General features: G+C 37.5%; 9 protein-coding genes and 1 tRNA gene. 7 read left to right on the top strand and 3 right to left on the bottom strand.

From position 1 onward, the window contains the following. Positions 1-143 precede the first annotated feature (143 nt). The 3 genes from NOV28_RS04965 to NOV28_RS04975 are packed head-to-tail and all read left to right on the top strand — an operon-like array spanning position 144 to position 5749. Positions 144-3077, top strand: a complete 2934-nt coding sequence (locus tag NOV28_RS04965; RefSeq protein WP_255928203.1) for a SusC/RagA family TonB-linked outer membrane protein — start codon at positions 144-146, stop codon at positions 3075-3077. 13 nt (positions 3078-3090) lie between these two features. Beyond that, complete coding sequence (locus NOV28_RS04970) at positions 3091-4677, top strand: RagB/SusD family nutrient uptake outer membrane protein (protein ID WP_255928205.1); 1587 nt, start codon at positions 3091-3093, stop codon at positions 4675-4677. Positions 4678-4696: 19 nt separating this feature from the next. After that, positions 4697-5749, top strand: a complete 1053-nt coding sequence (locus NOV28_RS04975; RefSeq protein ID WP_255928207.1) for an IPT/TIG domain-containing protein — start codon at positions 4697-4699, stop codon at positions 5747-5749. Between the two features lie 75 nt (positions 5750-5824). Here NOV28_RS04975 and NOV28_RS04980 read toward each other — a convergent pair whose 3' ends face one another. The 3 genes from NOV28_RS04980 to mce all read right to left on the bottom strand — a co-directional run bounded on the left by NOV28_RS04980 (position 5825) and on the right by mce (position 7522). Continuing rightward, on the bottom strand, positions 5825-6817 hold the full coding sequence (locus NOV28_RS04980) for a hypothetical protein (RefSeq protein WP_255928209.1): 993 nt from the start codon (positions 6815-6817) through the stop codon (positions 5825-5827). Positions 6818-6974: 157 nt separating this feature from the next. Continuing rightward, a tRNA-Ile gene (locus tag NOV28_RS04985) sits at positions 6975-7048 on the bottom strand. Positions 7049-7123: 75 nt separating this feature from the next. Beyond that, positions 7124-7522, bottom strand: coding sequence for a methylmalonyl-CoA epimerase (gene mce, locus NOV28_RS04990; RefSeq protein WP_255928211.1), 399 nt, complete (start codon positions 7520-7522; stop codon positions 7124-7126). Positions 7523-7635: 113 nt separating this feature from the next. Between mce and rbfA the strand changes: the two genes are divergently transcribed. From rbfA to NOV28_RS05010, 4 genes are all read left to right on the top strand, one after another. Next, a complete protein-coding gene (gene rbfA, locus NOV28_RS04995) occupies positions 7636-7998 on the top strand; it encodes a 30S ribosome-binding factor RbfA (RefSeq protein ID WP_088264685.1) in 363 nt (120 codons plus the stop codon). 27 nt (positions 7999-8025) lie between these two features. Next, positions 8026-9237: an ABC transporter permease gene (locus NOV28_RS05000; RefSeq protein ID WP_255928216.1), complete on the top strand. Its 1212-nt coding sequence runs from the start codon at positions 8026-8028 to the stop codon at positions 9235-9237. A 204-nt stretch (positions 9238-9441) separates the two neighbouring features. Then, on the top strand, positions 9442-11484 hold the full coding sequence (locus NOV28_RS05005) for an endonuclease (RefSeq protein WP_255928218.1): 2043 nt from the start codon (positions 9442-9444) through the stop codon (positions 11482-11484). Positions 11485-11552: 68 nt separating this feature from the next. Next, entirely contained in the window at positions 11553-12278 is a 726-nt protein-coding gene (locus NOV28_RS05010) for a shikimate dehydrogenase family protein (RefSeq protein WP_255928220.1), read from the top strand. Positions 12279-12300: the final 22 nt, after the last annotated feature.

Consider the following 12300-nt stretch of genomic DNA (forward strand, 5'->3'; position numbering starts at 1 on the left):
ATTTTATTTTTCACCACCATTTGCTAAAAATAATATGTATAATTGACAAAATAATATTAACATTGAAACTTAAATGAGTATAGATTTGCTAAAATAGCAAACCAAATATTAACTCAATGTTAATCTATTAAAAAAAAATGGTTATGAAAAAAACAACAACCAATGTACTCAATCCCTTTTTCAGCAATAGAGCTGCCTTATTTTTTGCGCTCACTGTATTGCCAGCAGGGTTATTAAGTGCTCAATCCATTTCTGATAGTATCAAGGAAAAAAAAATTGAAGAAGTGGTGGTAATCGGGTACGGAACGCAAAAGAAAACAGACGTAAATTCTGCAGTATCATCGATCAAAGCAAAAGACATCGAGAACGTCAAGCAAGTTTCGGTAGATCAAATGATTCAAGGAAAACTTTCTGGGGTAACCGTAACAACCTCAAGCGGACAGCCCGGCTCGGCTGTTTCTATTAAAGTAAGAGGGGCAACTTCTATTAACGGAACTAACGAACCACTCTATATCATAGATGGGGTACCGATGTCTGGAGACGCCACTGGAAGATCTACAACGGGACGACCAATTGCTGGAAATGACTTTTCTTCAACTGGCGGATCAGGAAGCGTAGCTGTTTCTCCAATCTCATTTTTAAACCCAAACGACATAGAATCGATTGATGTACTGAAAGATGCTTCTGCAACCGCTATTTATGGTTCAAGAGGAGCAAATGGCGTAATTCTTATTACCACCAAATCTGGAAAAAAAGGCTTAGGTAAAATAAGTTATGAAGGCTACACCTCTGCTTCGCAAGTATCCAATTTTCTTGAAGTACTTAACCTTAGAGAATATGCTGAACTTCAAAATGCTATGGCTCCAGTTTTCGGAACTCAAATTCGTCCGGAGTTCGCACATCCTGAACTTTTAGGAGAAGGAACCAATTGGCAAGAAGAAATTTACAGATCAGCTTTTTCACAAAACCATCAGCTTGCTTTTTCAGGAGGAAGCGACAACTTGAATTATTATACTTCTTTAGGTTATTTAGATCAGGAAGGTATAATTATCAACACCGGAATGAAAAGATACACCCTTCGAGCTAATGTAAATGCTAAGATTAAACCTTGGTTGAAGGTTGGAACCAATCTTTCTGGAGGTTTTTCTAATGAGCGATTTACGGTAAACCAAAGTTATGTAGGATTGATTTCGAATACGCTGCTACAAGCTCCCGATCTTGCGGTATATAATAGCGACGGTACTTTCTCCTTACCACCTGCCAATCAACTTGTAAGTTATTTTAACCCGATTGAAGAAGCTACCACGAAAGTAAATAAGCTTATCCGTAAAAATTTCCTTGGAAACATTTATGCAGAAGTAGATCTTTTAAAAGGTTTAAAATACCGAATTGAGTTATCTGCCAATACTGAATTTTCAGAAAACACCGAGTTTGCCCCGAAAAACAGGCTCAATGACGATGCTGATTTATGGTTAAGAAATGGCGATTGGTACAGTACGAACATCAAAAATTTATTAACCTATGATTTTTCATTTGGTCAACATAAATTTACCGCATTGGTTGGTCAAGAAGCTTTGGACAGCCACTGGAAATCGACCAATACAGACGGACACGGGTTCCCTTCCAACGATGTTTACACCATGACAATGGCCGAAACAACTAACTCCCAAAGCTACATCGGAAGCCAATCATTAAGTTCTTATTTTGCCCGCTTGCTCTATGATTTCGGAGGAAGATATGGCTTAACAGCATCGATAAGAAGAGACCAATCTTCAAAATTCGACCCTGTTTATGAGGACGGAAAAAACCAAATCGGCTATTTCCCTGCTGTTTCAGTATCATGGAAAGTTACTAAGGAAAAATTCATGCAATGGATCCCGGAAAATTATTTTAGCAACCTAAAATTCCGTGTAGGCTATGGTGAAACAGGAAACCAACAGATTCCTAATAACCTCTACTCTTCTTTACTTTCAACTTATAACATCCCTCTCAACCTCAACAATCCCAACCTAACTTGGGAAACCATGAAGCAAACCAATATTGGAGTGGATCTAACCTTGCTCAAAAAACTCAATATTTCCGCAGACTGGTATAATAAAGAATCCGCAAACTTTCTTTTCCAACTTCCTTTGCCAGATTACTTAACAGGAGGATTGGGACAATATGGTGGTATCAATGCGCCTTATTCTAATATTGGAAGTATGCAAAACCGAGGTATTGATATTTCAGCAAATTATGTATTGAGAAATGATAATTTTGAGTGGAGCAGCAATTTCGTATTTTCAAAATACACCAATAAATTGATGGGGTTGATCAATGGAATGTCTGATATCACAAGAGACGTTAACTTAAACGGATATCAACCCATGACCGCTACAAACACCATTATTGGGCAACCGATAGGAATGTTTTATGGTTTAAAAGCCAATGGTTTGTACCGAAATGAAGCCGATCTTGCAAATGCGCTGGAAACATTTGGTGCAACCCCAGAATTAGGAGATGTAAGATATGTGGACGTCAACGGAGATGGGGTGATTGATCTAAAAGACAGAACCACGATCGGAAATCCACACCCAGATTTCACTTTCGGATTTACCAATAGTTTTAGATATAAAGCTTTCGACCTTTCTGTTTTCGTACAAGGATCTGTGGGTAATGAAATTCTTAATTTAACCAGAAGAAACGGAACCCAAACTGCAATGATGTACCAAAACCAACTTGTGGAAGCTATGGATTACTGGAGCCCAACCAATGTAGATGCAGCCAATCCTAGATTGATCAATAGTACTTCGCATGCCAACATTATGATTTCCGATCGGTATATAGAAAAAGGAGACTATTTACGCTTGCAAAATGTAACTTTAGGTTACAATATGCCTTCAGAATTTGCATCAAAACTGAGTTTATCTAAACTTCGAATTTATGTAACCGGACAAAACCTCTATACCTTAACCGATTATACTGGTTATGATCCTGAAATCGGGGCATTCAATCAGGATGTTTTGCTCACAGGGATTGACAATGGTCGTTATCCATCCCCTCGTACTTATATTTTAGGTTTTAATATCGAATTTTAAAAAAAAGACTGTCATGTCAAAAAAAACATACTTATCAAAGCTTATCGCTGCAGCACTCCTTACCGGTGTTATCACCTCTTGCAGCAGGGATTTTACCGATAGACCTTCCGAGGAATCTATCACTGTTGACAATTATTATAAAACTGATGAACAGGTAAGAACAGCTACAGACGCACTGTACTATAAAACATGGTTTCAGTTTAATAACAAATTTTTCTGGGCAATTTCAGAAGTTGGTTCGGGAAATATGTACACCAATTCTTCTGATGTAAATGCGATGCGAAATTTCTCGATCACCGCAGCAGATCCCGAATTGCATAATGGATGGCAATCGCTTTGGGCGAATGTTGCACAAGCCAACTTTCTGATCAATAACCTTCAGCAAAGAGTGGATCCATCCGTAAGTGCAGCCGTAGTAAACAATGCATTAGGAGAAGCCTATTTTATGAGAGCTACTGCGTACTTCTATTTGGTAAGGCTTTGGGGAAATGTTCCAATTATTACGAATAACTTAGACCATGTCACCAATCCACAGATCAACACTAATCCTGTCGCTGATGTTTACACCCTTATCAACATGGATTACGAAAAAGCCATCTCTCTTTTAGACAACAAAGTAAGAGGAGCCGCATACTCTTCCAATGCTAAAGTTTCCAAAGGATCTGCAAAAGCAATGTTGGCCAAAGTTTCTCTTTATTTGAAGAATTATTCCAAAGCAAAACAACTTGCGGAAGAAGTAATCAACAGTGGAGAATTTAAACTTTATGGTGGTACTTCGATGTATTCGCTCTCTGGGAAAACTTATGATGATTTATTTAAATATCCCAACAACAACAACGAGGAATCTATTTTCGCATTACAATGGAAGAGCGATGCTAATTATGGATCAGCCAACAATTGCAACACCCAATTTGGCATCCATACTGCCAACATTTCTACTTCTAATGCCTCTTACGGTGGTGTATTTGCGCCTTCCCAAGACATTCTTGACCTGTATAGCACCACAGATTTGAGAAGAAATGCAACCATTATGTTCCCAGGAAATGTTTACAATGATATTAAAATAAAAAATGGATCTGTAGGATTTACCGTACCTGCTGCGGAAGAAATCGGAGGACAAGGAGCTGGTGCAGCAATTAAAAAATACTGTATCGGAGTGGTCAATGGAAACCAAACTGGACCTGTAGACTCTTGGGCGATGATGAATAACAACACTTATATCATGCGATATGCAGAACTTCTTTTGATTCATGCTGAAGCAGTGATGAACGGAGCTTCTTCAACAAGCGATCCAGCCGCATTACAATCATACAATGCAGTAAGAAATAGAGCCGGACTTTCCGCAGTAACTTCATTTACATTTGAACAATTATTTACCGAAAGAAGAAAAGAACTCGCTTTCGAAGGAGATTTCTGGTTCGATTTAGGAAGAATACCTAGATCACAAGCTACTGCCATCATGTCTGCACAAAACCGCGGAAATATGTGGACTGCTGAGCATTACACGCCAAGTGAAAATGATTTCACCCTTCCATATCCAGCGAATGATGTCGCAAAAAATCCAAAATTGCTGGAGGCTCCCGTACCTTATGTATTTTAATTAATTAAAAAGAATTCTAATGAAAAATATTTTTAAATTTTCCCAAGTATTCATTATCGCATTACTTCTAGGAATTTTAGTCGCTTGTAGAGACGATTCCGGTGGAGCAAGTGATTTAACCCCTGTCATAGAACTCGTTTCTGCATCAGTAAACGCTGATGGACAGCCGGTAAACCCTTTAGAAGCAACCCACGTAGGTTATGCAAACAATACTTACATCATTAAAGGCAAAAACCTTCAATCGGTGAAGCATGTATACTTCAATAGTTACGAATCTACTTTCAACTCTAATTTCGTAACCGATGGAACAATTATTATCACGATCGACCAAAATACACCTTACACCAGCAATACCAACAAATTAGAAGTTGTAACCACTTATGGTACTGCAGAATATGATTTTGTGATTGCACCACCCGCGCCAGTTTTTAATGGATTCCAACCCATTAACGCTCCAGACGGAAGCACTATTACGATCAAAGGGAATTATTTTGTAAATCCGACTGTTACTGTTGGCGATCAACAAGCAACCATCGTTTCTTATACCTTAACAGAAATTATTGCCACTTTACCAGCAGGTTCGCAAGGAAAAAAAGTGAGTGTATCCACCCTTTCCGGATCCCTCACCTATCCTTCACAGATTGGAACCTCCATTTATGATGATGCTTTCTATGGTGCAGTTACCAACTCTACTTGGTCAGGCGATGTGTATGATATTGCCTATGCTGAAGATCCTGCCAACATTTGGCAAGGTACAAAAGCAATAAAATGGTCCACAAAAGCATGGTCAGCTTTCCAAATCGACAATAGCCCTTCAATTCCTTCAAATGCAAAAGGAATTCGATTTCACATTAAATCCAATGCAACAATCAACCAAGGCATCAAAATAATTTTAAATTACAGTTGGGCAGCAACACCCACCATTAGTGCAGGAACCTCCTACGAATATGTAGAAATTCCTTTTTCTCAATTTGGTTTAAGCGCTGCACCAGATACTATGAATCTTACTTTTAATAATGCAAATGGAGATAGCAATGATGTCTATCTTGATGATATTGGTTACTATTACTAAATTCATTCATATCACTTCAATTTTTACAAGGCATCGGATTTCGATGCCTTTTTTATGAATAATCTTTATTAAAAATCATCCTCGAAATCCTTTCACAAAATCCGCTATTACCGGATCGCTTTTCCCGTAACTTACAATTCGGACATCCAATGGAACATTCCTGAATTTTTCTAAAGATGATTTTATAGCGCTTGAAATCCAAGATAAGTCATTTTGAAAAACACCGCCTCCCACCAAAGTGAGATAAAGGATTGGACATCCTGTTTTTTGGTAATTTTCGGTTGCAGCGTAAAAGGCAGATTCGTAAGTTGCATCCAAAACCAATGAAGCAAATTCCTTCCAATCGCCGGAATAAATACTTGAATACCCAATCGGTAACGCCGAACAATATATTTGAGAAACGATGTGTCTTTGCGCGCAATTGGTCACTTCAGTATTCCACTGAATTCCGGTTTTCAGGAGACTTTTTAGAGATTCATAATCTTCGGATTTCATTTTTCTAATGGATTCAGAAATCGTTTTCAAACCCTTTTCCGTGGGAAAACAATAGCCGTTCTGCATCTTCCACAATACTGATTTTGTATTGCCAAAAAACTTTCCAATTTCTTCCAAACCATCTATTTGGTTCCCTGAAGTTTGTCCTTTTTTCCCATTGATTGGCGCAAAATAATTTCGATAAATTGTTCCCGCACCACATGCGATAGCACAAGCCGGGCCTTGAGTATGGTCGTTTTCATAGCGGCCAACCCCCATTTCCGGAGTTACAGACGGACTGATCATTTCTAACATATTGAATTGAGAAGCCGCTTGAAACATTGCATTTTCGTTCTCTTTCAAACAATGAAGTGCGCGAACATTTTCTACGATTTCTGTGATTTTAATGCTTCCATCAAACACAGATAAATCGATTCTTTTTTTTAATTCTTTGAGAGTCGGAACTTCTAAAACTCCGTGTTGGTAAGACTTTCCATTAACCAGCGAAGTCATTACCTCGCCATCAATTGCAATATTTTCTTGTACTTGTGAAGGATTAATTTCCTCGAAACCCATCAAATTTCTGAACCACATTATTCTTAAAAATTTTTCTCTAAAATAAGAAATCTTCAATTCATCTGAAAATCTCATTAAAAGAAAAGATAAAGTTCAAATTTTTTGTTGAGTTCAATACATTTGTTGTAACAGACAAAAAAAGCACCTACAAATTTGTAAGTGCTTCATTTTAAAGTGGCCCAGCTTGGGCTCGAACCAAGGACTTGCTGATTATGAGTCAGCTACTCTAACCAACTGAGTTACAAGGCCAAAAACTTCGGAAACGAATTTCCTGCGTTTTTACGAGGTGCAAAAATAAACTTTTTTCTATACAATCAAAAATTTTCAGGGTTTTTCTTGACATAATTCGACCAAAACCCCGTTGGTGGACTTGGGATGTAGGAAAACTACCAGCTTATTGTCGGCGCCTTCTTTCGGTTCTTCGGAAATGAAAACGAAGCCTTCTTTCTTTAATCTTTCGATTTCATCAAAGATATTTTCCACCCCGAACGCTATGTGATGAATGCCTTCGCCTTTTTTATCAATGAATTTCGCAATAGGACTTTCGGGATTGGTGGCTTCTAGAAGTTCTATTTTGCTATCGCCCAATTCATAGAAAGAAGTAGTAACGCCCTCTCTTTCTACCGATTCTTTTTTGTAATTTTCTTTACCTAAAAGCCGAGCAAAGAGATCATCGGAGGTTTGGAGTGATTTTACAGCGATACCGAGGTGTTCTATTTTCATATTAAGGATTAATGAATATTATTTACTGAATTTAAATAAAAACCTTTCAAATATTCCAGATAAGGTCTTCATACTTGGGTTTTTAATTCAAACAAAAATAGTAAATTTGCGCCATGAACGAAAGCAACAGACAAAGAAAAGTAGCACAGATTATACAGGAAGATTTCGCAGAATTTTTCCGCAAGCAAGCATCAGAAAGCAAACAAACGTTTCTGGTAACCGTATCGGATGTAAAAATCACCCCTGATTTGAGTATTGCGAAAATTTATTTAAGCATTTTCCCTCAGGAATTCCGTACGCAGATTATGAAGGAAATCAATGAAAACAAGGCGCAATACCGCAACTTCATGGGTCAGAAAATGGGAAAACAGGTGAGAATCATCCCTGAAATCAATTTCTATCTGGATACCACGCTGGATGATGTAGAAAAAATAGAAAAAGAATTGCGTGGCGAAGGCGACAATCCTATACTTTAAAATAAATTTTCTGCTAAACTTCAGTTCTTGAAAAACACGGCCCTCTTCATTGCTACACGATACCTTCTTGCTAAAAAAGGAAGCACAGCGGTAACCTTTATCACTTGGCTTGCTGCGCTGGCAATGATGGTTGCGGTGACGGCGATGTTTATCATTATTTCGGTTTTTTCGGGGTTAGAAGATCTTAATCAGGATCTTATTGCCAACCTTCATGCAGACCTTACGCTGACAAGCAAACAAGGCAAAACATTACCTGAGATAGATAAGGCTACCAAAATACTGAAATCTGAGAAAGAGATCGCCCATTTTTCGAAGGTAATTGAAGAAAAGGTATACATCAATTTCCGTGAAAACGGTGATATTGCTAATTTAAGAGGAGTAGATTCGGCATATATTTTTGTGAATCCCATTCATAAAAATATTTTTTATGGTTCCTATCCGAGCTTTAAATATTCTAATGAAGTTTTATTGGAAAACAAACTCGATAATCGCCTTGCCATTCCTATAGGCGAAGGTTCGGAATCTGCAAACCTCATGATGCCCAAACCTGGAACCGGAATGATCAGTAAAGAGACTGACATTTTCAATAAAAGAGACATCTTTGTTTCCGGTGTTTTTCCAGGAAATGACCAGCTTGATAATACTTTGATTTCGCCGATAGAACTTGCCCAGGAATTGCTTGATTTACCTAAAAAATCCGCTTACCAGATCGTTATTAAGCTTAAAAACCCTGAAAATACAGATTTGGTCAAACAAAATCTTCAAAAACTATTGGGAAGCCGCTACGAACTGAAAACGAAAGCTGAAGAAAATGCCGCTTTCTGGAAAATGATCAACACCGAAAAAATGTTTATTTACCTGATTTTTGGGCTGGTTATTTTCATTACGACATTCAATTTAGCGGGTGCAATTATCATTCTTCAACTTGATAAAAAAGAACAGGCAAAATCGCTGATTTCTTTGGGTATGAATTTGAACTCATTAAGAAACATCTACTTTTATACCGGGATTTTAATTGTGTTTTTCGGAATCCTGAGTGGACTTATTTTAGGAACTATAATCAGCTATTTCCAAATCAACACCGGTTTCTTTAAAGCCGGTGCCAATACCGATTTGGCTTTTCCGGTTCGGATTAAATTCATCAATTATCTGATTGTAAGCGGAACTGCTGCACTGTTCGGATTTGGAGTTTCTTGGTTTTTCTCTAAAATCAATCGCTCTTATTTTTCCGATAATTAAATTCTAAAAGCAGGTTTTTATCTCATCTTGTTTTCATTTATTTTAATTCAAACTAAAGATAAATTACAGACATTTTTTTGTTGACTTCCCCTCCAACAAAAGCTTTTGCATAAGACAAGATTAAATAATTATGAAATCCTCAAAAATAAAATATTCAGTTTCGTTTTATTATTAACTTTGCCCTCCAATTTTATTTATCATTTAATGAAAAAATTCACTACTCTTTTGCTTGGCTTTATGTTTTCGATTGTATTAGCACAGGCTCCTGCCACTTATTATAATGGCACCGAAGGATTAACCGGAGCAACATTGAAGACCAAACTCAGCGCTATCATCACTGCAGGTCATCAAGATAACGGTTATGGTGGTCTTTATACAGGTTATATGACCACAGATTCTGATCAATATTATGAAAATGATGGTTCAGTATTAGATATTTACTCAGAAAATCCGACAGGAACCGATCCTTATACTTACAAACACGGCATAAAACAATGTGGAAATTACAGTTCTGAAGGCGATTGCTACAATAGAGAACACGTAGTTCCACAAAGTCTATTCAATTCAAAAGCTCCGATGGTCTCTGACATCAACTTTATCCGCCCAACTGACGGAAAAGTGAATGGGATGAGAAGCAATTATCCTTTTGGAACGGTTTCAAGCCCTTCATTCACCTCAAAAAACGGAACTAAAGTTGGTCCAAGTTCAGCAACAGGTTACACAGGAACCGTTTGCGAACCAATCGATGAATTTAAAGGAGATATCGCAAGAATGATTTTCTATTTTGTAACAAGATACGAAAGCCAACTTTCTGGATTTTCTTCTGGAGGGATGTTAGGAGGTTCTCCTTATCCAGGACTTCAAACTTGGGAAAGAGATATTTTGATGACTTGGTCTGCGCAAGATCCTGTTTCTCCCTCAGAAATTGAAAGAAATAACGCATCTTTCGAATTCCAGAAAAACAGAAACCCTTTCATCGACCACCCAGAATGGGTTCAGCAAGTTTGGGGAACTCAGGTTGTGGATAACCAAGCTCCAACTGCACCAACTGATTTAGCTGTAGTATCTACTTCCACCAATTACGCTAACTTAACTTGGACCGCTTCTACCGATAATATCGCCGTAGCATATTACAAAATTTATGTGAACGGAAATTTCCAAAGCAATGCAAATACCAATTCAGCAAATGTATCTGGACTTAGTCAAGGTACTATTTACAATTTCAATGTAATTGCAGTCGATGCAGCAGGTAATTTATCTACACAAAGCAACACCGCTTCAGGAACAACTTTAATTGATACCGAAGCTCCTACAGCTCCAACGAATTTAGCGATCACTTCTGTAGGAACTAACAATATCGCTGTACAATGGACCGCTTCAACTGATAATATCGACATTACTGCTTATGATATTTATGTCAATGGTGAATTGATGGGTTCTACTTCAGCTACGTCCACGAATATTGCGAACTTAAATCCTTTAACAACTTATACGATTTATGTAGTTGCAAAAGATGGAGGAAACAATGTATCGCCACAAAGTAATTCCGTAACTGCTACAACTGTTGCAGTTGGCGTAAATTGTGGTAACGAAAACTTCGAAAGCATTCCAACGAGTGCCTCTAACTACTCTACTTATAACTGGACCAGCGACGGAGTTTCTTGGACATCAGAAGATTCCAGAACCGATTTAACCATTAACGGAAGAGCAATTACTATCCGAAATGGTTTCCTTACTGCATTATCTGTACCTAACGGAATTGGTGATTTAACAGTGACTACCCAATTGAAATTCAATGGAAGTGCAGGTACTTTTAAAGTATTGGTAAACGGCACTGATACTGGAAAAACTATTCCTTACAGCGCAACTACAACTACGACTACGGTTTCAGGAATCAACGTAGCGGGAACGGTTGAAATTACCCTTCAAAACGCCAATACATCCAACAGAGTTGCCATTGATGATATGAAATGGACTTGCTACACTTTGGCTGCAGTAAACGAAAACGGAATCAACAAAAACGCGATTTCCATCTACCCAAATCCGGTAAAAAATGGTGAATTAAATGTTTCTGGTAAAAATTTAAATACCATAGAAACTGCACAAATCTTTGATTTCACAGGAAGAATGGTTCAGAGCATTGCTCAACCTTTCAAAAATTCATCTAAAATCACTTTGAAAAACATACCGAAAGGAGTTTACATTTTAAAAGCAGGAAACAACACCGCGAAATTTATTGTGGAATAATCTTTAATTCCTATTATAATTCATACAAAGACTGGTTTTTTTACCAGTCTTTTTTTTAATTTTGAAGAATGGAATCAATAAAATTAGGAATCATCGGGAAAAATATTTCGTACTCCTTTTCTAAAAAATATTTTGAAGACAAATTTCAGCGGTTGATGCTGAAAAATTACGCCTACGACGTATACGATTTACAAGACCTTTCCGGAATTGAAAACATCCTCAAAACACCAGATTTATTGGGGCTAAACGTGACGATTCCTTACAAAGAGAAAATCATCCCTTATCTCGATGAACTTAGCGATGAAGCACAAAAAACCGGAGCCGTCAATTGTATTTTAATAAAAAACGGCATCAAAAAAGGTTTTAATACCGATGTTTACGGTTTTGAAAAAACGTTGTTGCTTCACCGAAAAAACATCCATCATTCCGCGATTGTTTTAGGAAATGGCGGCGCTGCAAAAGCTGTACAATATGTTTTGGAAAAACATCAGATTCCTTACCAAACCGTTTCCAGGAACACGGATCTTAACTATGAAAATCTCAATTCCGAAATAGTTGCACAGCATCCGTTAATTATCCAATGTACGCCCGTCGGAACTTTCCCGAATGTGGATGATTGTTTGAAATTTCCGTTTGAAGGAATTACCGAAAATCATTTAATTATCGACCTGATTTATAATCCCAATTACACCAGTTTCATCAAAAAGGCAGCTGAAAAAGGCGCAAAAACAGTGAATGGATTCTATATGCTTGAGCAACAAGCAGAAAAAAACTGGGAAATTTGGAAGTTTTAATAAAAATAAGTTAATTTAGTGC

Origin of the sequence: Kaistella montana (assembly GCF_024436175.1) — a bacterium.
In the GTDB taxonomy this organism is placed as follows: domain Bacteria; phylum Bacteroidota; class Bacteroidia; order Flavobacteriales; family Weeksellaceae; genus Kaistella; species Kaistella montana.